The 25,412-nt window shown below is 60.0% G+C and carries 24 protein-coding genes and 3 pseudogenes; 17 read left to right on the forward strand and 10 right to left on the reverse strand.

Translation table 11 applies throughout. The features are described from left to right. Positions 1 to 11: 11 nt before the first annotated feature. Positions 12 to 1,640 carry a 3-(methylthio)propionyl-CoA ligase gene (locus IPI80_RS05920; RefSeq protein WP_413858116.1) on the reverse strand — a complete coding sequence of 543 codons (1,629 nt, stop codon included), beginning with the start codon at positions 1,638 to 1,640 and terminating at the stop codon, positions 12 to 14. Positions 1,641 to 1,729: 89 nt separating this feature from the next. Continuing rightward, the gene (locus IPI80_RS05925) at positions 1,730 to 2,884 is read right to left on the reverse strand and encodes an ABC transporter substrate-binding protein (RefSeq protein ID WP_413858118.1); all 1,155 of its coding nucleotides are present in this window, start codon (positions 2,882 to 2,884) and stop codon (positions 1,730 to 1,732) included. Positions 2,885 to 3,051: 167 nt separating this feature from the next. Here IPI80_RS05925 and IPI80_RS05930 point away from each other — a divergent pair, with 167 nt between their 5' ends. The 7 genes and pseudogenes from IPI80_RS05930 to IPI80_RS05960 form a co-directional block, all read left to right on the forward strand. Beyond that, the gene (locus tag IPI80_RS05930; protein ID WP_413858120.1) at positions 3,052 to 3,726 is read left to right on the forward strand and encodes a Crp/Fnr family transcriptional regulator; all 675 of its coding nucleotides are present in this window, start codon (positions 3,052 to 3,054) and stop codon (positions 3,724 to 3,726) included. A 66-nt stretch (positions 3,727 to 3,792) separates the two neighbouring features. Continuing rightward, a complete protein-coding gene (locus IPI80_RS05935; protein WP_413858122.1) occupies positions 3,793 to 5,328 on the forward strand; it encodes a protein adenylyltransferase SelO in 1,536 nt (511 codons plus the stop codon). Positions 5,329 to 5,362: 34 nt separating this feature from the next. After that, on the forward strand, positions 5,363 to 5,773 hold the full coding sequence (gene msrB / locus IPI80_RS05940; protein ID WP_413858124.1) for a peptide-methionine (R)-S-oxide reductase MsrB: 411 nt from the start codon (positions 5,363 to 5,365) through the stop codon (positions 5,771 to 5,773). Further along, the gene (locus IPI80_RS05945) at positions 5,770 to 6,324 is read left to right on the forward strand and encodes a septation protein A (protein WP_413858126.1); all 555 of its coding nucleotides are present in this window, start codon (positions 5,770 to 5,772) and stop codon (positions 6,322 to 6,324) included. The genes msrB and IPI80_RS05945 overlap by 4 nt, the downstream gene beginning before the upstream one ends. After that, complete coding sequence (locus tag IPI80_RS05950; RefSeq protein ID WP_413858128.1) at positions 6,321 to 6,611, forward strand: BolA family protein; 291 nt, start codon at positions 6,321 to 6,323, stop codon at positions 6,609 to 6,611. Before IPI80_RS05945 ends, IPI80_RS05950 begins: the two co-directional genes overlap by 4 nt. A 46-nt stretch (positions 6,612 to 6,657) precedes the next feature. After that, positions 6,658 to 7,440, forward strand: a complete 783-nt coding sequence (locus tag IPI80_RS05955) for a peptidylprolyl isomerase (protein WP_413858130.1) — start codon at positions 6,658 to 6,660, stop codon at positions 7,438 to 7,440. 88 nt (positions 7,441 to 7,528) lie between these two features. Further along, positions 7,529 to 8,368: pseudogene (locus IPI80_RS05960) on the forward strand (fumarylacetoacetate hydrolase family protein); the annotation flags it as partial. Between the two features lie 53 nt (positions 8,369 to 8,421). Here IPI80_RS05960 and IPI80_RS05965 read toward each other — a convergent pair. From IPI80_RS05965 to IPI80_RS05990, 6 genes and pseudogenes are all read right to left on the reverse strand, one after another. Then, a complete protein-coding gene (locus IPI80_RS05965; protein ID WP_413858132.1) occupies positions 8,422 to 8,847 on the reverse strand; it encodes a nuclear transport factor 2 family protein in 426 nt (141 codons plus the stop codon). Between the two features lie 812 nt (positions 8,848 to 9,659). Further along, a pseudogene (locus IPI80_RS05970) lies at positions 9,660 to 10,439 on the reverse strand (transposase). Between the two features lie 44 nt (positions 10,440 to 10,483). Next, entirely contained in the window at positions 10,484 to 10,591 is a 108-nt protein-coding gene (locus IPI80_RS05975; RefSeq protein WP_413858134.1) for a transposase zinc-binding domain-containing protein, read from the reverse strand. A gap of 170 nt (positions 10,592 to 10,761) precedes the next feature. Further along, positions 10,762 to 11,175, reverse strand: a complete 414-nt coding sequence (locus tag IPI80_RS05980; RefSeq protein ID WP_413858136.1) for a hypothetical protein — start codon at positions 11,173 to 11,175, stop codon at positions 10,762 to 10,764. Positions 11,176 to 11,434: 259 nt separating this feature from the next. Continuing rightward, positions 11,435 to 11,491 (reverse strand): annotated as a pseudogene (locus IPI80_RS05985) (hypothetical protein); the annotation flags it as partial. 21 nt (positions 11,492 to 11,512) lie between these two features. Beyond that, positions 11,513 to 11,635, reverse strand: a complete 123-nt coding sequence (locus tag IPI80_RS05990) for a hypothetical protein (protein ID WP_413858138.1) — start codon at positions 11,633 to 11,635, stop codon at positions 11,513 to 11,515. Between the two features lie 782 nt (positions 11,636 to 12,417). Here IPI80_RS05990 and IPI80_RS05995 point away from each other — a divergent pair. From IPI80_RS05995 to IPI80_RS06035, 9 genes are all read left to right on the forward strand, one after another. Then, the gene (locus tag IPI80_RS05995; RefSeq protein WP_413858140.1) at positions 12,418 to 13,425 is read left to right on the forward strand and encodes an AAA family ATPase; all 1,008 of its coding nucleotides are present in this window, start codon (positions 12,418 to 12,420) and stop codon (positions 13,423 to 13,425) included. Continuing rightward, positions 13,422 to 14,324, forward strand: coding sequence for a DUF58 domain-containing protein (locus IPI80_RS06000; RefSeq protein ID WP_413858142.1), 903 nt, complete (start codon positions 13,422 to 13,424; stop codon positions 14,322 to 14,324). Before IPI80_RS05995 ends, IPI80_RS06000 begins: the two co-directional genes overlap by 4 nt. Next, the gene (locus IPI80_RS06005; protein ID WP_413858144.1) at positions 14,312 to 14,788 is read left to right on the forward strand and encodes a DUF4381 domain-containing protein; all 477 of its coding nucleotides are present in this window, start codon (positions 14,312 to 14,314) and stop codon (positions 14,786 to 14,788) included. The genes IPI80_RS06000 and IPI80_RS06005 overlap by 13 nt, the downstream gene beginning before the upstream one ends. Next, entirely contained in the window at positions 14,785 to 15,750 is a 966-nt protein-coding gene (locus IPI80_RS06010) for a VWA domain-containing protein (RefSeq protein WP_413858146.1), read from the forward strand. Before IPI80_RS06005 ends, IPI80_RS06010 begins: the two co-directional genes overlap by 4 nt. After that, the gene (locus IPI80_RS06015) at positions 15,747 to 16,784 is read left to right on the forward strand and encodes a VWA domain-containing protein (RefSeq protein ID WP_413858148.1); all 1,038 of its coding nucleotides are present in this window, start codon (positions 15,747 to 15,749) and stop codon (positions 16,782 to 16,784) included. The genes IPI80_RS06010 and IPI80_RS06015 overlap by 4 nt, the downstream gene beginning before the upstream one ends. Then, positions 16,781 to 17,842, forward strand: a complete 1,062-nt coding sequence (locus IPI80_RS06020; protein ID WP_413858150.1) for a tetratricopeptide repeat protein — start codon at positions 16,781 to 16,783, stop codon at positions 17,840 to 17,842. Before IPI80_RS06015 ends, IPI80_RS06020 begins: the two co-directional genes overlap by 4 nt. Continuing rightward, complete coding sequence (locus IPI80_RS06025; protein WP_413858152.1) at positions 17,839 to 19,704, forward strand: BatD family protein; 1,866 nt, start codon at positions 17,839 to 17,841, stop codon at positions 19,702 to 19,704. The genes IPI80_RS06020 and IPI80_RS06025 overlap by 4 nt, the downstream gene beginning before the upstream one ends. Positions 19,705 to 19,920: 216 nt before the next feature. After that, entirely contained in the window at positions 19,921 to 21,939 is a 2,019-nt protein-coding gene (locus IPI80_RS06030) for a peptidase U32 family protein (RefSeq protein WP_413858154.1), read from the forward strand. Between the two features lie 78 nt (positions 21,940 to 22,017). Next, positions 22,018 to 22,812 (forward strand): response regulator, encoded by a 795-nt coding sequence (locus tag IPI80_RS06035; RefSeq protein ID WP_413858156.1) that lies wholly within the window; start codon positions 22,018 to 22,020, stop codon positions 22,810 to 22,812. Here the strand turns inward: IPI80_RS06035 and IPI80_RS06040 are convergent. Beyond that, positions 22,793 to 23,302: an MOSC domain-containing protein gene (locus tag IPI80_RS06040; protein ID WP_413858159.1), complete on the reverse strand. Its 510-nt coding sequence runs from the start codon at positions 23,300 to 23,302 to the stop codon at positions 22,793 to 22,795. The genes IPI80_RS06035 and IPI80_RS06040 overlap by 20 nt on opposite strands. Before the next feature lie 9 nt (positions 23,303 to 23,311). Continuing rightward, entirely contained in the window at positions 23,312 to 24,283 is a 972-nt protein-coding gene (locus tag IPI80_RS06045; protein ID WP_413858161.1) for a 3'-5' exonuclease, read from the reverse strand. A 152-nt stretch (positions 24,284 to 24,435) separates the two neighbouring features. Here IPI80_RS06045 and IPI80_RS06050 point away from each other — a divergent pair, with 152 nt between their 5' ends. After that, complete coding sequence (locus tag IPI80_RS06050) at positions 24,436 to 25,362, forward strand: CoA transferase (RefSeq protein WP_413858163.1); 927 nt, start codon at positions 24,436 to 24,438, stop codon at positions 25,360 to 25,362. The last annotated feature ends 50 nt before the right edge of the window (positions 25,363 to 25,412 follow it).

The raw sequence follows: 25,412 nt of genomic DNA on the forward strand, positions 1-25,412 counted from the left end.
CTTACGGGTGATCACACGCCTGGAAGCTTGTAGTCACGCAGGACTTCACGCAACTTGATCTTCTGCATCTTGCCTGTGGCACCCAACGGAATGGCGTCGACAAACACCACGTCGTCGGGGATTTGCCATTTGGCGGTTTTTCCTTCATAGAAGGCAATCAGCTCCTCGCGCGTGACTTCTGCACCGGGCTTCTTGACCACCGCGATGATGGGGCGCTCATCCCACTTCGGGTGCTTCATGCCGATGCATGCAGCCATGGCCACTGCCGGATGGGCCATGGCAATGTTTTCCACGTCAATAGAGCTGATCCATTCCCCGCCGGACTTGATGACATCTTTGCTGCGATCGGTGATTTGCATATAGCCGTCAGGATCAATGGTGGCTACATCTCCCGTAGGGAACCAGCCGTCCACCAGCGGTGAGCCGGCCTCGCCTTTGTAGTATTCGGCAATGACCCAGGGGCCCTTGACCAGCAAGTCACCATAGGCCTTGCCATCCCAGGGCAGTTCCTTGCCGTCGTCACCGACGATTTTCATATCTACCCCAAAGATGCCCCGCCCCTGCTTGAGGCGAACCTTCATCTTTTCTTCCTCGCTCATCTCCAGGTGCTTGTTCTTGAGCGTACACAGGGTGCCTAGCGGGGACATTTCGGTCATACCCCAAGCGTGCAGCACTTCGACACCATACAGGTCATTGAAAGCGGTAATCATGGCTGGCGGGCAGGCCGACCCGCCGATCACCGTGCGCTTGAGCGTGGAGAACCGCAGGTTGTTGCTCTGCATGTGCGACAACATCATTTGCCACACCGTGGGCACGCCGGCGGCGTAGGTCACCTTCTCGGACTCAATCAAGTCAAAAATGGATTTTCCATCCATCGCAGGGCCAGGGAATACAAGTTTGGCGCCGGTCATGGCGGCAGTGTAGGGAATACCCCAGGCGTTGACGTGAAACATGGGCACCACGGGCAAAATGGAGTCGCGCGCACTAACGCACATCACATCGGGCATCGCCACTGCATAGGCGTGCAGCATGGTCGAACGGTGGCTATACAGCGCCGCCTTGGGGTTGCCCGTGGTGCCACTGGTATAGCACATGCTGGAAGCCGAATTTTCGTCAAACTGCGGCCACGCGTACTCGCTGGATTGAAGGCCAATCCATTCCTCATAGCTGCGCAGACCGGGAATGCCGGTATCAGTGGGCAATGCATCTGCATCGCACAACGCGATGAAATGCTTGATGGTGGTGCAACGGCTGTGCACGGCCTTGATGATGGGCAGGAAGGTCATGTCAAAGCACAGGACCTGGTCTTCCGCGTGGTTGGCAATCCAGACAATCTGGTCGGGGTGCAGGCGGGGATTCAATGTGTGCAGGACGCGCCCGGTGCCGCTGACACCGAAGTACAGCTCCAGATGGCGATAACCATTCCAGGCCAGCGTGGCAACACGATCGCTGAAGGCCAGATTCAACTTGTCCAGAGCATTTGCCACCTTGCGCGAGCGCTGGGCTACCTGCTTGTAGGTGTAACGGTGAATGTCGCCTTCAACACGGCGAGAAACTACTTCGGCCTCGCCATGGTGCCTGTCGGCGAATTCAATCAGCGACGAAATCAGCAGTTGCTGGTTTTGCATCAACCCGAGCATGGATACTCCTTCTGGAAATTGTAGTAAGACTTCATCATGGTAACGTGTTAACAAAAAAAATGTGCGGGCTCGCGCAGACGCGGCAGTGCCTATTTGGTGAACCTTTCGCCCGGGCTGACGATGGTCAGTCCCACAAAGCGAGAGCCCTGGCGTGAGTCCTTGGAAAAGCCGACCGCAAAGCCGCCCATATCAAGTCGCCGCATCGAGGCCAAAGCATCCACAAACTTCTTGCGATTGAGGTCTTTGCCTGCCAGGCGCAGGCCCTCCACCAGCACCTTGCCATTGATATAGCTTTCGAATCCCAGAAATGAGATATTGCTGGCAAAACCCGCCTTCTGCATGGCTGCACGGTATTCCCGCGCCAGCGGGTGGGTTACATCCCATGGGAACGGCACCACGGTACTCACCACCACACCCACACCGTCCGCACCCAAGGCACGCAGTGTCGCCTGGTTGCCCATCACCGACAGCGTGTAAAACTGCATACCCTTTCGTACCTTGTTGTAAGCCTTGATAAAACTCACGGTGGGCGCGCCAGCGGTAATCATGACAATCACCTCAGGCCGGGTGTCATAGAGGGCAGCCACTGCCTTGTTGGTGTCAGACGCGTTCTGTTCAATGGGCGCATTGGCATAAACCTTCATGCCGCGTTTTTCCAGTGCCCGTTGCACACCCGCCAGGCCGTCCTTGCCAAAACCGTTGTTGCTCCACAGCACGGCTATGCGCTGCGTGCCGATGGTGGTCAGGTGCTGCACAATTTTTTCGGCTTCATCCCCATAGCTGGCGCGCACATTGAAAACATGGTGGATAGGCGGCACACGTATCAAATCCGCCCCGGTGAATGGCGCCACCAGTGGCAGTGGCGGACTGGTCTTTTCCAGCAGCGGCAATACGGACGCCACATTGGAGGTACCCGTCATGTTTATCAACGCAAAGACAGGCTCCTTGTCGATCATGTGGTTTACCACCTTGACCGTGTTCTCGACAACATAGCCATCGTCCATGGTCAGCGTACGCAGCTTGCGCCCGTGAATGCCGCCCTTCTCGTTGACGCCGTCGAACAATGCCTTTGTCGCATTGACAATGTCCGGCGCCAGTTCGGCCAGCGGTCCCGTCAGCGGAGCGGGTTGTCCGATCAGGATTTCCGTATCGGTCACGCCGGCCTCGGTGGCCTTCGCACTCCCAAGGCCCAGGCACAACGCCAGACCCAAACATGGCAAAAGCCAAGGTGATTGCAATCCCATGGTGTCTCCAATATCAATTTATTTGCGCCGCTCGGTATCCACAGCGGGCGAAGTCTGACCGCTGCTGCGCGGGCACGCAAATGGTGTCGTTTACACGACACCGCCCACGCTGCCCTGTGAAATGCATCCACTGAGAGACGGGGACTCGCACCGTGGTCCAATAGGCCATGTTCCCTGCTTCCGGCACACCCACCCACCGCTTTTTGCTGAACCAGGTCTGGTTTGCCGGACTGCCCAGCCAGGAGCGCGAAACCATCGCATCCCAGGTTTTCACCCTGTCGTCCCCACGCGGCAAAGTCATCCTGCCTGCCAACGAGCGCACCCAGGGTTGGTATGGTGTGGTGCAGGGCTTAGTCAAAATCTCCCGGCGCAGCGCCAGCGGACAGCGATCCGACTTTTTGGGCGTAGCCGCCGGTGACTGGTTTGGTGAAGGTGCGGTGCTGAAAAACGAGCTGCGCCGCTACGACGTAGTAGCCCTGCGCGATACCGAACTGTTGTGTTTGCCCAGTGCTGCCTTCCACACGTTGTTCTCCACCAGCCTGGCTTTCAACCAGCACCTGGTGGGCTGCATGAACCTGCGCCTGTCACAGGCTATGGCCATGATCGAGGCCGGTCGCACCCGCAACCCGGAGCAGCGCATGGCCTTGTCGCTGAGCCGGCTGTTCTGGAGTCGCACCCGGCAACTGGATTTGACCCAGGATGAACTGGCCAGTCTGGCCGGCATGTCCCGCCAAACGGCCAACCGCGCACTCAACGCCCTGCAGGAACGCGGCCTGATCAGCCTGGCACTCAACCGCATCAAGGTGCTGGACGACGCTGCCTTGACCAAGTTGCTGGATTGAACGGCCCAGCAGGCCCTTTTAACCCTGATAGGCGTGGGTTTGCCGGTGCTACCGGACAATACCGGCATGAATGCACCCTCTTGCGCAGCGCCCGCTTTGCCGCCAGATCTGCCGCCCGGGTGGCACTGGAACAACCGCTTTGCCGCGCTCGGCCCCGCCTTTTCCACCCCCATGAATCTGCAGCCGCTGGAACAGCCGTATCTTGTGGGGTACAGCCCATCAGCCGCCAGCCTGTTGGGGCTGACTTCCGAGGCGCTTCACTCACCACAATGGTTGGACGTTTTGGCCGGCAACACTGTGCCAAACGGTGCCCAACCCCTGTCCAGCGTGTACAGCGGCCACCAGTTTGGTGTGTGGGCCGGGCAACTGGGAGATGGCCGCGCCGTGCTGCTGGGCGAACTGGAGCCTCCGACCGGGCACGGTGGCGAGTCACAAGAAATTCAGCTCAAGGGCTCGGGCCTGACGCCCTACTCCCGAATGGGCGATGGGCGGGCGGTGCTGCGCTCCAGCATCCGCGAGTTTTTGTGCAGCGAAGCCATCCACGCCCTGGGTATACCCACCACCCGTGCCTTGAGCGTGGTCGGATCAGACCATCCGGTGTACCGCGAACGGCCAGAAACCGCTGCTGTGGTAACGCGTCTGGCACCCAGCTTCGTCCGCTTTGGCCATTTCGAGCATTTCTGCCACCACAACCTCCATGGCGATCTGCGCCAGCTGGCCGACTTTGTGATCGACCGCTTTTACCCACAGTGCCGCACCGACAGTGCGCTCAAAGGCAACGCCTACGCCAACTTCCTGCAAGCCGTCACCCAGCGCACCGCTCACTTGTTGGCGCAGTGGCAAGCCGTAGGCTTTTGCCATGGCGTGATGAACACCGACAACATGAGCATCCTCGGCCTGACCATTGACTATGGGCCATTCCAGTTTCTGGACGGATTTGATCCCGGCCATATCTGCAACCATTCCGACAACCAAGGCCGCTATGCCTTCGAGCGCCAGCCCCAGGTTGCCTACTGGAACCTGTATTGCCTGGGCCAGGCCTTGCTGCCGCTGATTGAAGAGCAAGACCTGGCAATCGCCGCACTGGAAACCTACAAGACCGTCTACCCGCAGGCCTTTGACGCAGCCATGGCCGCCAAGCTGGGATTCCCCACCGTGCAAAACGGCCAGACCGACTTGTTGGCAGACTTGCTGCGCCTGATGGCGGTGGAGCACGTGGACTACAGCATCTTTTGGCGCCGCCTGAGCCATTGGACAGGCCGCGCCATAGACACGCCCAATGCAGCAGAGGATGCTCTGGTACGAGACCTGTTTCTGGACCAAGACGGCATCAACCAATGGTTGCTACATTTTTCGGAGCTGCATACGTATATTCCACGAGGGCTATCGGCCAATTTGATGTTAAAGACTAATCCAAAATATGTGCTGCGCAACCACCTGGGCGAGCTGGCCATCCAGGCTGCGCAGGCCAAAGACTTCACGGTGCTTGCAAAATTACAAATGGTTCTGGCTCATCCCTTTGACGAACAGCCCGAGCACAGCACCTATGCCGATTTCCCGCCCGACTGGGCTGGCAGCATTGCCATCAGTTGCAGTTCCTGAAGCCCCTACCCCGCCACCAAGGAGAATCACCACCATGTCCCACGCCATTGAAAAGACCGAACCCGAGTGGAAGGCACTGCTGCAAGCAAAGGGTGCTGAGCCCCATGCCTTTGAGGTCACGCGCCACGCCGCGACCGAGCGGCCCTTTACCGGCAAGTACGCCGACCATTACAAGGACGGTGTTTACTACTGTATCTGCTGCGACAAGCCACTGTTTACCTCCAGCACCAAGTTTGACGCCGGTTGCGGCTGGCCCAGTTTCGACCAGGCCATTACCGAGGGCGCCGTCGCTACGCGCAAAGACGACACGCGTGGCATGGTCCGCACCGAGGCACTGTGCGGTCACTGCGGCGCCCACCTGGGCCACCTGTTCAACGATGGCCCCACCGATACCGGGCTGCGCTACTGCATGAACTCCGCCTCGTTACACTTCACCCCTGCATGAAAATACTGATCGATTTTTTTCCCATCCTGCTATTCTTTGGCGCCTACAAGATGTACGACATCTATGTAGGCACTGGCGTTTTGATGGCGGCCACCGTTTTGCAGATGGCACTGATCTACGGCATAGACCGCAAGCTCCAGGCCATGCACAAGCTCACTCTGGTATTGATTCTGCTGTTTGGCACGCTCACGTTGGTGCTGCACGACGACCGCTTCATCAAGTGGAAACCCACCGTGTTGTACACGGCCATGGCCATCGCACTGGCCGTAGCGGTGTGGGTGCTGCACAAGAACTTCCTCAAATTGCTGCTGGGTAGCCAGTTGTCGCTACCAGACGCGGTGTGGCACCGCCTCAACGTAGTGTGGGTGCTTTATAGCGCCTTTATGGCCGCCATCAATGCCTACGTAGTGCTGTACTACAGCACTGAAGCCTGGGTGAGTTTCAAGCTCTGGGGCTACGCTTTTCCCCTGGCATTTATCATAGGCCAGGGCATTTATATCGCCCCCCACCTGAGCGGCGATGACGAACCCCACAAGGAGACCACACCATGAGCACTGGCCCAACCGCCGCCCAACTGGAACAGCGCCTGCGTGAACGCCTGGCACCCAGCAAATTAGAGGTTCTGGACGAGAGTTTCCAGCACGACGGCCATGCCGGCGCCAACGGAACCGGCTTTGGAACCCACTTCCGGGTTCGTATCTCTTCACACTTATTTACAGGCCTGCGTCCGGTGGCCTGCCACCGTCTTGTGTATGATGCGCTGCAAGATTTCATTGATCAGGGCCTGCATGCCCTGGCCATTGAGACTGAAATATCGCCAAATACAACCCCGGCCTGACCGCCTCCCATTGGCTCCATTTGATTTGTATCCTGAAGGAAAACGCATGAAGAAGCAGATTTTGACCGCAATTGCCACTGCCACGCTACTGGCAGGTGGTTCCGCGGCTTGGGCCCAAAACGTGGCCATTGTTAATGGCAAACCCATCCCCAAGGCCCGCGTAGAAGCGCTGGCTGAGCAGGTCAAGCGCTCGGGTCGTCCCGTGTCGCCCGAGATGGAAGGTCAGATCAAGGAAGAAGTGATCGCCCGTGAAATTTTCATGCAAGAAGCCCAGGTTCGCGGCCTGGACGCCACGGAAGACTTCAAAAACCAGATGGAACTCGCCCGACAGGCCATCCTGATCCGCGAGCTGTTCGCTGACTACCAAAAGAAAAATCCCGTAACGGACGAAGAAATCAAGGCTGAGTACGACAAGTTCGCGGCGGCCAACTCTGGCAAGGAATTCAAGGCCCACCACATATTGGTGGAAACGGAAGACCAGGCTAAGTCCCTCATCGCCAAGATCAAAAAAGGCGCCAAGTTTGAAGACATCGCCAAGAAGGAATCCAAGGATCCAGGCTCCGGTGCCAAGGGTGGCGATCTGGATTGGGCTAATCCCGGCAACTACGTGAAGGAATTTTCCGAAGCGCTGTCGGGTCTGACCAAAGGCAAGATGACCGAAACTCCGGTCAAGACCCAATTTGGCTACCACATCATCCGTCTGGACGACATCCGCGACGCCCAGTTGCCCAAGTTTGAGGACGTGAAGCCCCAAATCGCACAGCAACTTCAACAGCAGAAGATCGCCAAGTTCCAGGAAGAACTGCGCGCCAAGGCCAAGGTCGAGTAACCTGTTCGCATTGGTTCAAGCCAACCCATCAAACGCGGCTACGGCCGCGTTTTTTGATTCCACCATCCCCCTTTGAAACGCCCTTGCCATGAAGCTGCTTCGCTATGGACCCGCCGGACAGGAAAAGCCCGGAGTACTGGACGCACAAGGGCGCGTGCGCGACCTTTCTGCCGTCATTGACGATTTGGCTGGCACCGCTCTATTACCTGCGTCTCTGGCGAATTTACAAGCCCTCGACTTGAACACCCTGCCCTTGGTCAACGGCCTGCCGCAAAAAGACCTGCGTCTGGGCCCTTGCGTCGGGCAGGTTGGCAAGCTGATCTGCATCGGACTGAATTACTCTGACCATGCACAGGAAGCTGGCATGCAGGTGCCGCCCGAGCCGGTAGTGTTCAACAAGTGGACCAGCGCCATCATTGGGCCAGACGACGCCGTTGAAATCCCCCGTGGCTCTATCAAAACCGACTGGGAAGTGGAACTGGGCGTGGTCATCGGCCAGGGCGGACGCTACATTGCGGAAGCCGATGCCATGGCGCACGTGGCAGGCTACTGTGTAGTCAACGATGTGTCGGAGCGCGAGTTTCAGCTAGAACGCAGTGGCACCTGGGACAAGGGCAAGGGCTGCGACACCTTTGGCCCGCTGGGACCTTGGCTGGTGACCGTCGACGAAGTACCCAACCCCCATGCCCTGCGTCTATGGCTGGACGTGGACAACAAGCGCTACCAGGACGGCAGCACCGCCACCATGGTCTACCAGGTACCGTTCCTGATCAGCTACCTCAGCCGCTTCATGAGTCTGCAAAGCGGCGACGTGATCTCAACTGGCACGCCACCCGGCGTGGGTATGGGCCAAAAACCTCCGGTGTTCTTGCGGGCTGGCCAAACCATGCACCTCGGCATTGACGGCCTGGGCACTCAAACCCAGCGTTACTCCGGCTTGAAATCACGGCCAACCGGCTTCACCCCACACCAAAAGACGCCTTATGTGGGCTGCGGCATGCTATGCCACCAGATTCTTGCCTCGGCACACAAACCGTCAACGAAGCTTGCCTGAAGGACACCATCCAAGACCATTCGCGGCAGCGGCTCTCCGGGCTTGCGCGCGATAAGGCTTGTTCCCGTGGAGCGCGCCCAAATCTGAAAGAGTTCTTCCGATGCGACTTGGTATGTGACATGCCAGCGGGCAATGCCTGAGTCGGGTTCTGCGGCAAGAACCTCGAACGTCACCAAAATGTCCTCTTGAAGTTGAACCCGCTTCCAGTATTCGGCGAGTTCCTTCGTGCCGTTCTGAACTTGAAATGGCGTGTTGTGATAGGTGCCGTCCGCGTGAAACAGGGCAGCAAACATCGACGGATCGCGCTGCTCCCAGGCCGATTTGTAGCCTTGCATGAACTCATGGATATTCACGGTGAACCTCGCATAGGGTGGTGTGTGCAACGCTGGAATTGAGCGGCGGCGTAACCGTCCGCCTCGAATGAAATGTTGGACCTGCGCACTCGCCCAGTGCGTCATGACTTTTGGCAATGTGGACATGGTTTGAAGACGCCACTTTGGAACTCGCGTCTTGCGACCGCCATAGCCTCGCTGATAGATGAGACAGAAAACCAGCCACCGTCACGACCCAATGAACCAAGCGGCTTGAACTGTGTGCCATGTGGTTTCGGGACGTAAGGGCAAGCCTCATCGTGAAGTACTGAAGTGCGATGAGGCTTGTCGATGTTTAGCAGCATGCGTGACAATTTCCTTGAGCAGGTCTAACAATCAGCGTTTATCCGCCGCGCCACAAAGCTGGCACAAAGCGAGGACGTCATTCGCGGCAGATAAACCATGTTGGACTGAACCGCCTGCGAGACGGTGGCGTGTGTTCTGGGCAATAGGGGGTTTGAACCAATCCCCCGCTTGTGTCAATAGATTATGACCCAGCCCAGTGTCGTTGCGCCGTGCGCGGATTGCCTCCATTGCGGGGCTGGGCACTGCTCTTTCGCTGGATCGCTCGGGTATTGTTCTGCACGCAGTTGCCAGCCAGCGTGCGGCGCAACACTGCCTCAGACACCACTGGACGTGGTGCGAATTTCTTGATCCTTGGCATCCCCTGGTGCACCTCACGGTGGCCCCTGGGTTGCCCCGCCACACTGCTACCCGGTGTCGGCAACGTGTACCCTGGCAGCGTTGCCACCACCTTGAGTGTGCCCGCCTTGCAGCACGGACACTGCATAGTCTCAATCTGGCCACCCTCGCCATGAACGCCTGTGCCGACTCTTGGGCCAGCGGGTTGGTGCTGGGCATCTGTAGTGCCAGCCTTGCGAGCTGAGCTTGTCCGTCTTGCATGCACTGGCCAGAACTCCGTAGTGGCGAATCCGCTTGATACCGGTGGGCAAGACGTGCAACAAGTAGCGCCGTATGAATTCACAGCCGGGTAAAATGTTCTGTGCGCTTACCCCTTGGTCATCCGCTCTGACGGTAAAAACCACTTCACTGTGCGTGAGCGCCTTGATGCGCTCGTTGCCAATGGCCGTGCGGGTGTGTAGCGGCTGAGGTACTCAGCGTTTGTGCTGGACCACCCAACGGCGTCTTGGCATACACCACCCAGTCGTGGCGGTATAGATCTCTTTGGCGTTGTGCCCAGGCCATGGCACCGCCCTGCGGATCATCGGCGATGTCTTTCTTTGATGGGCCCGGCCCAAGGCTGCCAGGAACTTGCCCCGAAACACCTTGGACAGGGCCTGCACCGGGAACAGAAAGTCGGGCTTTCGGATCGGCGTGTGCCAGCGGCCTTGACCCTGATCATCTTGCACCAGCACACCGCAGGCCATCACCGCATGCACATGGATGTGCAACCGCAAGTCCTGGGTCCAGGTGTGCAGTACCGGAAGTGAAGGCCGGGGTGCCACCACCAACCCCCATCCAACGCGCATTGGCCGCGAACTCAGACAGTGTTTGAGCGGTGCTGGCAAACAGGGTGTCGATGACCCAGCGCGGGTGGTACTGGTACGGGGCATTGAGGCTGTGCGGCAGCGTGAACGCAAGTGGGCATAGGGCACATTCAACACATCCGCCAGACGCCCTGCAGCCAGGCGTCCTTGGCACGCGATCCGCACTGCGGGCAGTGTCGATTGCGGCAGGGAGTGGTATTGCCAGTGGCTGTGGCCAAGTCTCACAGGCCAGCCGCTGGCCCCCAGTGCCGCCGTCCTGCACGCGACGATGCCGCGCCAGGCCTTTGGCCTGGGGTGTGGACAGGGTGTGCTTTACCAGATGTGCCGCACCATGCTGGCGCAGCACATCGGGCAGGGTGGCCACGCGCTCAGCCTTGCCGTGATCGTTTCAGGTCTTGGCAGGCCCGCCAGCAGGTCCAATGGGTCCACGTCTTTGGGTGGTTTGAACTGCGGGCTGATGAGGTGCAGATAACGGCTGGTGGTGCTGATGGGCCGTGGCCCAAGAGGCGGCTGATGGTGTACAGGTCCACGCCACCTTCGAGCAAGTGGGTGGCAAAGCAGTGGCGCAGGTATGGGTGCCACCATGCTTGACGATGCCGGCGCAGTGTCGGGCCGCTTGGTAGGCGCGTTGCACGGCTTCGATGTTGACGCACGTCGTGCCATTGGCGTTGGCAAACAGCCAGCGACCTGGGTTGCGCTGCGGAGCATAGGTTTGGCTGTATTGGCGCAGCAACGCCAACAGGCTTGGACTGAGGATGCTGTAGCGGTCGGCACCGCCTTTGCCGGCCGTAACCCGCAGCACATGCGATCTGGCGCGCTGTCGATGTCATCCACGCGCAGTGCGCAGGCTTGGAGATACGCAGACCGGCCGCATAGATGGTTTGCAACACGGTTCGGTAAACCGGATGCGGCAGCAGGCAAACAGGTGCGTGACCTCTTGGGCGCGAGCAACTCGGGCTGCTTCTGTGGCACACGGGCCATGGGCGGGCGCAGGTGGACGATGTCGCTGGCGCGCCCAGCACGGTCTCAAACAGGAAGCGGCTGGCGCTGGCAGCGTGGTTGACGCTGCTGTAGGAGAGCTTGCGGTCCTTGACCAGGTGCAGCAGGTAGGCCTCGATCTCAGGCGGGCCTCAACAAAGTCAGGACTGCGGTGGTAGTGGCGTGCCATTCGGGCGACGGCATCGGTGTAGCACCTCCTTGGTCCGTTCAGCCAGGCCGCGCACGGTCATGGCGTCGAGCATGCGTTGACGTAAGGGTGTCATGCGGTTTCTCCTCAAAGCCGGGGAACATTCCCCATCCCCAGGCTCTACCTCAGGCCCGTCTATGCAAGTAGCCCCGAAACACAAATGCAGTGGCGGCGCACCGTGCACTAGCCACCGCGTAGCGGTTTAGTTCAACTTAATTTAGCCGAGCGCCTATCTTGGCATTTCCAAGCTAGACGACGAAATAACCTGGCGGTCAGGTTTGGACGGTGCCAGGGGCAACCGGTTAAGCCGCGTGAGCGCTCAATTCTTGTCAACGTTGCGTTGGACTTTTGCATGGCGTCCATTCTACAAACCTGTCGAATATCCTGGCTAACCAAAGCCAATGGGCCGCTGGCTGCTTCTGGCAGTCGTAGCCGCTAGTCTCGCGTCAACACCATTCGCAGGCTTATCCGTCGGCATTCCGCTAAACAACGTCGTCGGATACTTGGGGTCAATTTCGGAATGCGTGTGGAAGGCATACTTTCAGCACTCGATTGAAAGGTCCAGAACTGGCCAGTTTGGTGAAATCGTCCCCTCATTGCTGGAGGCCGCTTAAGCTTGGCCTAAGTGTTCGGTCCGATATTCAAATCGTGTCCAATCCTCCGTACTTTTCATGACGCTCACTTCGTTGACTCCCTCTCGGCTGGTGCGAGCACCCTTCGTCGCTGGAACATACGGTGGTGCAGGAGCGATTTTCGTATCAAGAAGGCTATTTAGAAATGTCGCCAACGCACCGAGCTGGAGTCTTGCTGTCGCCAGATGCCAGTCACCCCACTGAACACTAATTGCTTGTCTCTACAATGAACACTACCACTCCTGACTATCCACCGGTAATCGCCACCAGCGGTGCGCTGGCATCCTTCAAGTCATTGCGTAACTACCTCAACACGCAGATTCTGGGCCAGCCCAAGCTGGTCGAGAGTCTGCTGATTGCGTTGTTGGGCGATGGCCATTTATTGGTCGAGGGGCCGCCGGGCCTGGCCAAGACACGGGCCATCAAAGCCCTAGCCAATGGACTGGAATGCGAATTCCAGCGCGTGCAGTTCACACCCGACATGTTGCCGTCTGACCTGACGGGTTCCGACATCTACCGGCCCGAGCAGGGCAGCTTCCAGTTCCAACGCGGCCCGCTGTTTCACAACCTGATACTGGCCGACGAAATCAACCGCGCGCCAGCCAAGGTGCAATCTGCGCTCCTGGAGGCGATGGGCGAACACCAGATCAGCGTGGGCATGGCAACTTACCCACTACCGCGCCTGTTCCTGGTCATGGCTACACAAAATCCGCTGGAACACGAAGGCACTTATCCGCTACCCGAAGCGCAATTGGACCGCTTCATGCTGCACACACTGGTGGACTATCCGGACCGTGCAACCACTCGCCTGATCATGGACCTGACGCGGCGCGAGGCGCAAGACGGGCGCGAACTGCTGGTCCCGGCCCACCATGTGACGCAAGACGCTGTGTTTGCCGCGCGGCGTGAAGTATTGGGCATCACATTGGCCGACTCGGTGGCTGACTACATTGCGGCACTCGTGGACGCCACGCGACGCCCAGCGCCGTACAGCGAACAGTTGGCCCAGTGGTTACGTTGGGGTGCCAGTCCGCGCGCGGCCATTGCCATAGAGCGCGGCGCCCGTGCTTTGGCGTGGTTAGCGGGGCGCGATTATGTCAGCCCTGAAGATGTGCAGGCCATTGCTCCTGATGCATTGCGACACCGCCTGCTACTGGACTACACAGCCCAAGCACGCGGCACAACTGCACAAAACTGCATCGACGAACTGTTGAGGCTGGTTCCCGCGCCATGAAACTCCCCGACTTGAGCGACCTGGTCTTGCTGCGCGTTGCGGCGCGCGGCCTGAGCCTGAATGCCCACCACTCGGCGATGGCTCAGCTCTACGGCGGCCACCGCAGTGCCCAACGCGGGCGTGGTCTCGAATTTGAAGAAGTACGCCCCTATGTGCCCGGTGACGATGCGCGCACCATCGATTGGCGCGTGACAGCCCGCCGGGGCAAGCCCCATACCAAGCTATTTCGCGAAGAACGCGAACGCCCGGTGTGGATCGTGGCCGACCTACATTCGGGCTTGTTCTTTGGCAGCAAACGCCAGTTCAAATCGGCCGTACTGTTGCAGGCTGCCGCCCTTTTGGCCTGGGTTGCCGCTCTGGGCGGTGACCGCGTGGGTGCCATCATTGTGGATGGCAGCGCCGCACCACACATCTTGCCCCCGCGTGGTCGCGAGGCTGGTGTGCTACCCATCTTGCAAGCCCTAATAGAGGGGCAACCCCGTGCGCCCGACGCACCCGTGCAAACCGGCTTACAAACGGCGCTGACCACGCTGCGCCCTTTGTTGCAACCTGGCAGTCTGGTGCTACTGCTAAGCGACTTCGCCCAAGTCGACCCGCCGCTTCAAGACATGCTGGCCGGCATTGCACGGCAAAACGATTGCCGCCTGCTATGGCTGACCGACCCGCTGGAGCGTAACGGCCTGCCTGCCGGTGAACACCGCGTGGGTTTGCCGCAGCGCCTGTGGTGGGTGAACGGCGAGGCAAGCCGCGATGCCTGGCAGGCTGCCTGGACCGAGCGCCAGGCGCGCCTGACAGCTATGGCCGAAGCCCTGAACCTGCCACTGGTTCGCCTGGACACAGCCGATGCGCTGTCCGATAACCTCGTTGCATTGATAAAGGAGCCACGGTGGGCACTTTAGACCCTGTTGCACAACCCGATTGGCTCGCGCAGTTGGCACCGGCCCATGCGCCGCCTCCGGTGGGTTGGTGGCCGCTCGCGCCCGGTTGGTGGGGCCTGATTCTGCTGTTGGTAGCGGCCATAGTGTGCTTTTGGCTTAGGTACCGCAGCCCAGCCCAGCGCTTGCGCCGTAGCGGCTTGCGTGAATTGGCCCGAGTGGAAAGCACTACCGTTGGTGATGCCGCCTTGGCCCACGCGTTGGAACATCTGGTGCGCCGCTATGCCGTAGTGCGTTATGGGCGCGAAGCCGTGGCCGGCCTGAGTGGCAACGACTGGCTTGAATTTGCCATTGCCCATGGCGCCACGCAATGGCAAGGTGCCACCGGAGAAGCCCTGCTGCAAGCCGCCTACGGCGGCACTCCCCAACAGGCAAACCGTCCACGCTGGGTGGCCGGTGCGCGGGCATTTTTAAAGGCCCGCAAATGATTCAGTTTGCCTGGCCCTGGATGCTTTTGTTTTTGCCGCTACCGTGGTTGGTAGCACGCATGCTGCCCGCCGCCACGCCGCAGGCGGGTGCGGTGTTTCTGCCATTTGCGGCAGCCGTGTCGGTTAACGCCACGCTGGCGTTGCGCGCGCCTGCCCGTTGGAGAATCGCATTGTTCGCCGTGGTCTGGTTGCTGTTGGTGGCAGCGGCCACTCGGCCGCAGTGGCTGGACGACCCGGTGCCTGTGGCTACCACGGCGCGCCAACTGATGATGGCCGTGGACACATCAGGCTCCATGCAGACCCAAGACATGGCCGGCGGTGCCACGCGCCTGCAGGTGGTGCAGGCGGTTGGTAGCGAGTTTTTGCGCCACCGCGTGGGCGACCAGGTTGGTCTGATTTTGTTTGGTACCCGCCCGTATTTGCAGGCGCCATTAACCACGGACCTGAACACTGTAGGTCAGTTCTTGCGTGAGGGCATGATTGGTGTGGCCGGGCCAGAGACCGCCATTGGCGACACCATTGGCCTGGCCATCAAACGGCTCAAGGCGCACCGTGAACAAACCGCCGGCCATGGCGAGATGGTGCTGATTTTGCTGACTGACGGGGGCAACACCGCTGGCTTGATGGACCCTATCGAGGCCGCCAAATTTGCAGCGCAAGAGGGCCTGCGCATCTACACCATCGGCGTCGGTGCAACCGTACAGGACGGCATGGCAGGCCCCGTCGGCAATACTGACCTGGATGAGGATGCGCTCAAATCCATCGCCCAGATCACCCACGGCGCCTACTTCCGAGCCACCAACGTCGAAAGCCTGAACCAGGTTTATGCAGAAATTGACAAACTGGAGCCCGCCCAAGCAACTGCCCAGTGGTACCGCCCCACCACCGAATGGTTTGCATGGCCTTTGGCGCTGGCACTCTTCTTGAGCGTCTTGGTCGTTTGCCTGCGGAGACAATCATGATGGCAACGGTCCCAACCTTTTTGCAATCGTTCTTGCAGGCGTTTCATTTCTTGCGACCCTGGTGGCTGCTGGCGTTGCCGGTGTTGTGGGCACTGGTTGTGTGGTTGGCACGCCAACGCAATCTGCACAGCAATGCCGCCCAATTTATCGATGCTGATTTGTTGCCCGCGTTGCGCCTGGACACCACGCACGCCGCAGGTAGCGGCACACGCGGCCTGAGTCCCTGGCCGTGGCTGGCTCTGGCATGGACGTTGGCCGTGCTGGCCTTGGCGGGGCCAAGCTGGCAGCAAGACAAAACCGCGGCCTACCGCGCACCCGCAGCATGGGTGGTGGTGCTGGACCTGTCGCCCTCCATGGCCTCCACTGACGTCGCACCGAGTCGGGTCGCTCGGGCACGCTTTTTGGTCGATGACATTCTGAGCACGGCGCGTGATGCGCGGGTGGGCATGGTCGCATTCAGCGACGAGCCCTATACCGTGGCACCCCTGACCCAGGATGTAGCCACAGTACGCAGCCTGATGCCAGTGCTGGCACCCGACCTCATGCCCAGCGCCGGCGACCACCTGGCACCTGCCCTGGAGCAAGCCCAGAAGTTGCTCAATGCATCGGGCTCTCGCGACAAGCGCATCGTAGTACTCAGCGACGGCTTTGACGACCCGGCAGCAGCATTGCGCATCGCCGCTGCACTCAAACAACAAGGGATTGCGCTTAGCGCGGTGGGTGTGGGCACAGCAGGGGGCGCGCCCATGCGCAATGCCGATGGCAGTTTTACAAAAGATGACAAGGGCCAGCCACAAATGACAAGGCTCAATGCCGAATTGCTGCAGCAATTGGCCAGCGCAGGTGGCGGGCGCTTCGTGGACAGCGCCCAACCTACGGCATTGCTGGCTAATCTGCAATCCACCTCAGCACGGCCTGGCGAAGCCGTGGCCGAACAAGACCAGAGCGTGGCGCATTGGCAAGATGCTGGCATCTACATTCTTCCCCTTGTGTTGCTGCTAGCCGCACTGTTGGCGCGCCGGAGGTGGCTATGAAACCCATGACTATGGCGGCACGCTTGGCGACAGCCGCATTGCTGATGGCCAGCACGGTGTTGGCGCTTGCTGCAACCAATGCCCCCACCGCCAGCCTGTGGTCCCGGATGTGGCGCACGCCCGACCAACGCGGACAAGCCCTGCTGCGACAGGGTGATGCCGCAGGCGCAGCCCAAGAATTTGTCGACCCCCAGCGCAAGGGCCATGCATCGCTTCAGGCGCACGACTACGCCGGCGCGTCCAAAACACTGTCTGGCGTTGACACTGCTGAGGCCCACTACAACCGAGGCAATGCACTGGCGCACACCGGGGACTTGCAGGGTGCCATTGACGCGTATGACGCCGCGCTCAAACTCAACCCGCAGCACACCGACGCGCGCCATAACCGCGATGTTGTAGCCGCCGCTCTGAAGAAAAACAAAGACGAGAAGCAGGACAGTAGTAAGCAAGATCAAAAAGAAAACCAAGAAAAGCAAAGCAAAGAAGACAGCAAGGCGGGCGATAAGCAGGATGCGAAGCAGGATTCGAAACAGGATGCCAAGCAGGATGGGAAAAAAGATAGGCAACCAGAAGCCAAACCAGACGGTAAAGATGGCAAGCCAGACGCTAAGCCTGAGGATGGAAAGGGTGGCCAGTCCGCCGACAAACCCGATCAAAAACCAGGCGACAAGTCCGAGCCCAAACCCAACGATAAGCCCGGCAAACAGCCTTCGGACAAGCCGGGCCAGATGCCTCCAGCCAAACCGGGACAACAAGCCGGTGGACCATCGGCACCCGCCGCAACGGCTTCCAGCCCCAAAGACGATGCCGCCCAGGCGCGGCGTGACGCCGAAACCAGTTTGGGCAAAGGCGCGCAGCCGCCCGCAATGCCGCAAAACGGCGCCTCCGCGCCGGCTCCAGGACAGCCGGGCGCCACCGATGCCGTGAAGATGCCCCCGACCGAAAAACAGATTGCGCAAGAGCAATGGCTGCGCGCCATACCGGACGATCCGGGCGGGCTGTTGCGCCGCAAATTTTTGATTGAACACATGCTCAGGCAGCAAGGGCAAAAACCATGACAAGCACTCTGCGCCGTACGCTGATGGCCCTAATTACCAGCGGTATTTGTTTCTCCACCTGGGCGGCGGTCACCGCATCGCTGGACAAGACCCAGGTCGCGCTCGGTGAGCGCGTGCGTCTTGTCGTCATCAACACCGGTAATGGCGACAAGCAACCCGACACTACAGCATTGCGGCAAGACTTCGATATCCTGGGCACTCAGCGCGGCTCCAGTGTGCAGATCACCAACGGGCACATGTCATCGCAAACGCAGTTCACCGTGTTGTTGGCACCCAAGCACGGTGGCACCATCCGCATTGCGCCCATCCAGTGGGGTGGCGAGCAATCCGATGCGCTGGAGCTCACCGTCAGTTCCGGTGCAGCTCAAGCCAAATCTGGCACTAACACCAACACCGCAGAATCGCAGATCACGATGAGCGGCACGTTAGATCAAAAGCAGCCCTATGTGCAATCCGCCGTGGTGTTGAGCCTGCGCTTGAACGTGGGCGTGCAAATGGCTCAGGCCAGCCTGGATATGCAGGGCAACAGCGATGTGCTGGTCCGGCAGATAGGAAAGGACCAGCAACATACCGAATCCCGCAACGGGCGGGACTACCAGGTCATAGAACGCAAATATGTGCTGATACCGCAGCGCAGCGGCGCCATCACGCTCAAGGGCCCGGTGCTGCAAGCCCAGGTGCAGGACGAGACCGCATCGGGTGGCGACGCAGACATCGACTCCTTTTTTGGCAACGTATTTGGTCAAACCATGGGCCGCTTTGCCCGCCCCATGCGCACCGTGCACCTGCAGGCCGACCCCATTGAAATGAACGTGCAAGCCAGGCCAGCCAACGCTGACGCCAGCAACTGGTTACCCGCACAAAAGCTGACGCTGGAAGAAACCTGGCGGCCCGAACAGACCGCACTGCATGTCGGCGAGCCACTAACCCGCCATTTGCATTTGAGCGCAATGGGTGTTACCGCGGGGCAGTTGCCCGATTTGGCCAGCATGATGGCCGTGCCTGACGGTATCAAAAAATACCCTGACCAAGCCAAAACCGATGAAGGGCTGCAGGGGGAAACATTGCGCGCCACCCGAGACCAGGACATTGCGCTGATAGCCAGCGCTCCCGGGCACTATGTATTGCCCGCGTTTCACCTGGTCTGGTGGGACACGGTGAACCGCACACAACACAGCATCGACCTGCCTGAGCGCAGCCTGGAAATCTTGCCTGCTACCAATCCGAGCACTGGGACCGGTAGCAACCTTGCCGGGGCAGTGCCCAACGCCACAGCAGCCACGGACACCTCTGGCACCTCTGGCACGCCATTCGGTAACAACCGTACGAGCACAGGTACGGACAACATTGCAGGTAGCGCAAGTGGCTTCAGCAAGGCACAGCTGATGGCATCAACACCCTGGCTGTGGATCAGCGCTGCCTTGGCCGCGCTGTGGTTGGGCACCCTGCTGCTGTGGTGGCGCGCACACCGCAGGGTTGTGTCGAGTACACCAACAGTGGATACCAAAACATCCTTCGCGTCAAACAGTGCCAGCACCACCGTGCCCGCATCGCGCAGCGCCAGCGCAGCCCTGGCAGCTTTGCAACGGGCCTGCACCGCAAACGATCCCCGACTGGCCCGGCAACACATCTTGGAATGGGCCAGCGCCGTATGGCCGAAGTCGCCGCCACGCGGACTCAACAGCCTGGCCGAACGCCTGATGGACGCGCGCTACGAACTGCCACTGCAGCAACTCGACCGCGCCTGCTACACCGCCGACTCGCCATGGAACGGAGCTGCTTTGGCGCAAGCTTTTTCCCACCCTCCAAAGCCTGGTGTTGACATAATGAGCAAACCGCTGATTCCAGATTTGTACGACTAGGTTGCCTGTTTGGCAGACTCGCAATACCGCGTTGGGCACATTTCACGCGTCAACATTTTGGGCGACCGTTAGCAATCTGCAATCAGCAGACCACCCCGCCCTTTTTAGACCGCCCCAACGTGCGTAGCTGCGCTACAGCCACTTCCAAATCCGAAAGGATTCCGAAGGCGAGCCAATAACTTGAAGTGCGCCGAACACAACTGGGATAATCGCGCCATGTCCCTCCCCGACTTTCAGCTTGAACTCCTGGCCCCGGCACGCGATGCCGACATTGGCATAGAAGCCGTCAACCACGGGGCCGATGCCGTCTACATTGGTGGCCCGTCGTTTGGCGCACGCTCCAGCGCCGACAACAGCGTGTCCGACATTGCACGCCTGGCCCGCCATGCCCACCGCTTCAACAGCCGCATCTTCGTCACCCTGAATACGATTTTGCGGGATGATGAGCTGGAAGGCGCGCGCAAGCTGGCCTGGCAGTTGTATGACGCGGGGGTGGACGCCCTCATCATCCAGGACATGGGTCTTCTGGAGCTGGACTTGCCGCCCATCCAGCTGCACGCCAGCACCCAGACTGACATTCGCACACCCGAAAAAGCCCGCTTTCTGCAAGACGTGGGCCTGTCGCAGATCGTGCTGGCGCGCGAACTCACGCTGCCCCAGATTGCCGCCATCCGCGCGGTGATCGATCCCGACCACTGCACGCTGGAGTTTTTTGTGCACGGCGCCCTGTGCGTGGCCTACAGCGGGCAGTGCTACATCAGCCACGCCCACACCGGGCGCAGCGCCAACCGGGGCGAATGCAGCCAGGCCTGCCGCCTGCCCTACCAGGTGGTGGACGCAGCGGGCGGCTTTGTCGCCCACGACAAGCACGTGCTGTCCATGAAAGACAACAACCAGAGCGCCAACATTGCGGCCCTGGTGGATGCAGGCATTCGCAGCTTCAAAATTGAGGGGCGCTACAAGGACATGGGCTACGTGAAAAACATCACCGCCCATTACCGCAAGCTGCTGGACGAACTCATAGAAGCGCGGGAAGGCTCCAGCCAACCGTTCACCCGCTCCAGTAGCGGGCGCACCACCTTTAGCTTCACGCCCGACCCCAACCAGAACTTCAACCGCGAGTTCACCGACTACTTTGTGCAGGGCCGCCAGATGGACATTGGCGCCTTTGATAGCCCCAAAAACCCCGGCCAACCTATCGGCTACGTGACCCAGGTGGGGCCCAACTGGGTGGAGCTGGAACTCAGCGACACGGCCATGGTGCTGCACAACGGCGACGGCCTGTGCTACTACGACCTGCAAAAGGAACTGGTGGGCATGGCCATCAACCGTGCCGAAGTGGTGAACGCATCCAAGGGCCGCTGGCGCGTGTTCCCGAAAGACGCCGTGGCGGGTCTGAAAGACCTGCGCAAGGGCCTGGAAGTCAACCGCAACCGCGATGTGGACTGGGTACGTGTGCTGGACAAAAGATCCAGCAACCGGCGTATAGGGGCCTGGGCAACACTGTCACAAACAGCGCACGGCATTGCTTTGACCTATACCGACGAAGATGGCTATGTGGGCACAGCGCAGATCGCACTGCCCCACGAACGCGCCAAAGATGCAGCAGCAGCCGACGCAGCCAACAGCAACCAGATCAACAAACTGGGTACTACTATTTTTATAGCGCTTGAAGCAGATACGACGAGGGCTAGTGGCCTATTTTTACCAGCATCTTTTTTAAATGTCGTGCGCCGTGAGGCTATTGAAGCACTCGAAGCCGCACGTTCGCACGCCTGGCAGCGCCTGCCACGCGCCACGCCTGTACAGCCACCCGTGCCCTACCCGCAAGACACCCTGAGCTACCTGGCCAACGTGCACAATCAGTCCGCCCAAGCCTTTTACACCCGCCACGGTGTCAAGCTGATCGATGCCGCGTATGAGGCCAATGAAGAGTTGGGCGAGGTCAGCCTGATGATTACCAAGCACTGCGTGCGCTTCTCTTTGAGTTTGTGCCCCAAGCAGGCCAAAGGCGTGGTGGGCGTGCAAGGTCAGGTCAAGGCCGAGCCCTTACAACTCATCAACGGCAAGGAGAAACTCACGCTGCGCTTTGACTGCAAGCCCTGCGAGATGCATGTGGTGGGCAAGATCAAAACATCGGTACTGAACCAGGCCAAAAAGGAAAAGGCTGCTGAGCAAGCAGGCATCCCCATGGTTTTCCAGAAGACACGTCCCAAGCAAGAATTTGGGCACTGAAGCCGGTTGCACAACAGCAACCCATGCAAAAATGCTTGCTATCCCTGTGAAGCCGCTCCCATTTTCCAAGGCAATGCCATGAGCTTTTTTGACCGTTTCAAAATTCTTCCCAAAAAAGACCCCGGCAGTCCGACCCCAAGCGCTGCAGCATCGCCGGTACAGGCCGCCATTGAGCGGCGTAACCGCAAACGCAAAAACGCGCGCCACGGCGCTATCGCGCTCATCATCGACGACTCGCCTACCGTAGTTGCCGTTCTGCGCAAGATTCTGCGCTCGGCCGGCTACATCACACGCGACGCAGGCGACGCAGAGTCCGGTCTGGCCATGCTGGCCGAAGCCAAGCCCGACGTGATCTTTTTGGATATCGTGCTGCCAGGCATGAACGGTTTCGGGGCGCTGCGCGTGATCCGCAAAGATCCAGCTACCCACCACATTCCCGTCATCATGATCAGCGGCAACGAGCACGCAACCGAGCAGTTCTACGCCAACAAGATTGGTGCCGACGATTTCATGAAGAAACCGTTTTCACGGTTCGAAGTGTTTGCCCGTATCGAGATGCTGCTGGATGCCAACCGCAATCTGCAGCGCAAGGGCTTCGCCGCAGATCCCGCACCAACGGCGCCCAGCCTGCCGGCAGCCAGCACACTGACGCATGGGCCTGAGATGGAGGCCCGCCAACAACTTACCGCCATGGGATTGCAATATTTTGATCAGGGTCAATTCTTCGCCGCCATCCGCCGCAGCGACCAGTTGGCCGTAGCGCTGTTCATTGCCGGGCGGGGTGTAACCAAGGACACCAGCCTGGAGGGCAAGACCGCGTTGGCCGTAGCGGTCGAAATAGGCAGGCCCGAAATCATCCAAGCAATGGGCTGACTGCGCTCACGCCAGCAGCCGGTGCTTGAATATTTTGTCCCGAAACCGCTGCGCAATGTTCAGTTGCCGCGCCCCTGGCGGCATTGAATTTATAGCAGGGCTCGCGCGGTTGGGTGGCACGCAGTGTGCAGTGGGGAAAGCGCAGCACGTCGCCCACCCACACATCAGTCTCCAGCAGTCCCTGCAGAGTCAGGTTCTCGCCGATGGAGCCATGTAGTAGCGCGTCGTCGATGCCGGCCACGCCGGCCTGCTCGCGCTGCTGGCGCCAGAAGGCGTAGTGCTCGCTGGGATAGGCGCAGACGGCCTTGTCCAGCCCGCCGTGAACGGACGGGTCGGCCTGCTCGTCGCCTTCCAGGCCCAAGGGCTTGACCACCACGGCACCTTGCACGTCGGTTTTGTGGATGGCCGTCAGGATGACACGCCCACTGATCATGACCTTGCGAGCCTGAGCGACCTGGATGCTGGCCAATGTCAAAGTACGTATGGACACAGTGGGCTTCTATAACTGGTGGTTCAGCATCTCGCCCGGCCGCCCGGAGTAGCGCGCCAAGGCATCGTGCTTTTCAAACTGCACCACGGCAGATCGCTGGCGGTAGGCGTGCTCCTTGAGCCAGTCAAATTCTGCCTGCAGGGCCTTGCTGTCACCCACACGGGTGGACCACACTTTTTGCTCGGCGTTCCAACGGTAGCCGCGGGCCTTGAGCAGGTCTTTGGCGTCAAAGGGGGCGTTGCTTGCCATTACGCGGTAGCTGGGCTTGGCGGCCTGTTCCACCAGATGCGCAAGGCCCGTATGGGGCAAAACCGGTAGATCGTGGGCCAGCACGGCCAGTAACGCATGGCAATCCATTTCGGCACGGTGGGCGTCATAGAACCAGCCAAGTTCCTGCGCCAGGCTTTCCAGCTTGGCGGATCGGCGCCCTTGCGCCTTCCAGGGAATGTCAGCAAATGAGCAAGCCCATGCCAGGTGGCGAAATTGATCCAGACGCGCCTCGGCAAACGGGCGGTCAAAACCGGCATTGTGGGCAATGACCAAGTCTGCGCCGGCTAACAATTCGGCAATGCGGACCTCGTCCAGACGTTGTCCCTGCACCATGGCGGGGGTGATGCCGGTGATCTCCTGCACCTCGCGCGGGATGGGCATACCGGGGTCTTCCAGGCCATCGTAAACCTGCACCGCACCCACGGGCAGGCCGCTGGCCAGATCCACATCGACGCGCAGTAGGGCCAGCTCCATGATCTTGTCCCTGGACTGGTCCAGCCCGGTGGTCTCGGTATCCAGCACCACCACGCGGCACACGCCCTGCTCGCCCGCCGCTGGCCATTCCAAGCGGGGCTTGAGTCGGCGAATCACGCGGTAGTCGGGATGTGACTCCAATGTAACGGCCATGGCTTCTATACCGGACGGATTGGGTGGCACGCCAAGGGGCACAGGGTTGGCCGGCTGGGCCGAGGCCTGGGAGGCCGGCGACAAGCGCGTACTGCGACGGGCACGCTTCGGTGGAACTGGCAGAACGGGAAGCTCGGCGACAAAGGCAAAATCAAGTTGGTTATTGGTCAAAGGGCTACCCGCTGCTAGCGAAAGGACAGCCATTATCATGGGCAACCCCCACACTCTGCACACCCATGGCCACCAAGACTCCCACTACCACCACGCCCAAGCCATTTCTGCCGCTGAAAGGCGTGCGCGTTCTAAGCCTGGCGCTCAACTTGCCTGGCCCGGCCGCCCTGATGCGCTGCCGCCAAATGGGCGCAACTTGCGTCAAACTGGAGCCTCCCGCCCACCCCACCGCGCCCAAGGGCACGTCGGGCGACCCCATGGGCCTGTACAACCGCAAGGCCTACGACACCTTGCACCAAGGTGTGCGCATTGCCAACGTAGATCTGAAGTCAGAGAAAGGCCAGAAGGCCTTGCACCGGGAACTGGCCAAGGCCGATGTGCTGCTCACCTCGTTTCGCCCCTCTGCCTTGAACAAGCTGGGTCTGGACTGGAAGCGGCTGCACCAGCAGTACCCTGCCCTGTCGCTTATCGCCATCGTCGGCGCACCCGGTGCGCGGGCCGAAGAACCAGGCCATGACCTCACCTACCTGGCAGAAAACAATCTGGTCGACGGGTTGACTCTGCCACCGACGCTGTATGCCGACATGGCTGGCTCGCTGATGGCATCCGAAGCCGTGCTGCAAGCCCGTTTGCTGCAATTGCAAAAGGGCAAGGGCGTGCGGATGGAGATTGCGCTGTCGGTTGCTGCAGGCTACCTGGCCATGCCCCGCGTTTGGGGCCTGACCACACCGGGCTCAGCCGTCGGTGGTGGCCACGCAGGCTACCGCGTGTACTCCTGCAAGGATGGCCGTGTGGCCTTGGCTGCGCTGGAGCCGCACTTTGCCGCGTCATTGGGTGGTGCAGTGGGTTTGAAGGTGACCCACATCATGGCCATGTTTGCGCCAGAAACCCATGCAGCCATTGCCGCCTTCCTGCTGACACAGACGCGCGCCCAACTGGAGCAATTGGCAGTGGATAAAGACATTCCACTGCACACCCTCGCAGCGGCGTGACACCAGGCACCCCGAAAACACCCGGATGACAACACCGCAAAAAATGGTAA

Source organism: Candidatus Aalborgicola defluviihabitans (assembly GCF_016705985.1).
GTDB classification, from domain to species: Bacteria; Pseudomonadota; Gammaproteobacteria; order Burkholderiales; family Burkholderiaceae_C; genus Allorhodoferax; species Allorhodoferax defluviihabitans.

Coding starts and splice junctions, on each gene's coding strand:
- IPI80_RS05925 (WP_413858118.1), bottom strand. CDS start 2,884: ATGGGATTGCAATCACCTTGGCTTTTGCCATGTTTGGGTCTGGCGTTG.
- IPI80_RS05945 (WP_413858126.1), top strand. CDS start 5,770: ATGAAAATACTGATCGATTTTTTTCCCATCCTGCTATTCTTTGGCGCC.
- IPI80_RS06010 (WP_413858146.1), top strand. CDS start 14,785: ATGATTCAGTTTGCCTGGCCCTGGATGCTTTTGTTTTTGCCGCTACCG.
- IPI80_RS06035 (WP_413858156.1), top strand. CDS start 22,018: ATGAGCTTTTTTGACCGTTTCAAAATTCTTCCCAAAAAAGACCCCGGC.
- IPI80_RS05935 (WP_413858122.1), top strand. CDS start 3,793: ATGAATGCACCCTCTTGCGCAGCGCCCGCTTTGCCGCCAGATCTGCCG.
- IPI80_RS05955 (WP_413858130.1), top strand. CDS start 6,658: ATGAAGAAGCAGATTTTGACCGCAATTGCCACTGCCACGCTACTGGCA.
- IPI80_RS06020 (WP_413858150.1), top strand. CDS start 16,781: ATGAAACCCATGACTATGGCGGCACGCTTGGCGACAGCCGCATTGCTG.
- msrB (WP_413858124.1), top strand. CDS start 5,363: ATGTCCCACGCCATTGAAAAGACCGAACCCGAGTGGAAGGCACTGCTG.
- IPI80_RS05990 (WP_413858138.1), bottom strand. CDS start 11,635: ATGACACCCTTACGTCAACGCATGCTCGACGCCATGACCGTGCGCGGC.
- IPI80_RS05995 (WP_413858140.1), top strand. CDS start 12,418: ATGAACACTACCACTCCTGACTATCCACCGGTAATCGCCACCAGCGGT.
- IPI80_RS05920 (WP_413858116.1), bottom strand. CDS start 1,640: ATGCTCGGGTTGATGCAAAACCAGCAACTGCTGATTTCGTCGCTGATT.
- IPI80_RS06000 (WP_413858142.1), top strand. CDS start 13,422: ATGAAACTCCCCGACTTGAGCGACCTGGTCTTGCTGCGCGTTGCGGCG.
- IPI80_RS06025 (WP_413858152.1), top strand. CDS start 17,839: ATGACAAGCACTCTGCGCCGTACGCTGATGGCCCTAATTACCAGCGGT.
- IPI80_RS05930 (WP_413858120.1), top strand. CDS start 3,052: ATGTTCCCTGCTTCCGGCACACCCACCCACCGCTTTTTGCTGAACCAG.
- IPI80_RS06030 (WP_413858154.1), top strand. CDS start 19,921: ATGTCCCTCCCCGACTTTCAGCTTGAACTCCTGGCCCCGGCACGCGAT.
- IPI80_RS06050 (WP_413858163.1), top strand. CDS start 24,436: ATGGCCACCAAGACTCCCACTACCACCACGCCCAAGCCATTTCTGCCG.
- IPI80_RS05950 (WP_413858128.1), top strand. CDS start 6,321: ATGAGCACTGGCCCAACCGCCGCCCAACTGGAACAGCGCCTGCGTGAA.
- IPI80_RS06015 (WP_413858148.1), top strand. CDS start 15,747: ATGATGGCAACGGTCCCAACCTTTTTGCAATCGTTCTTGCAGGCGTTT.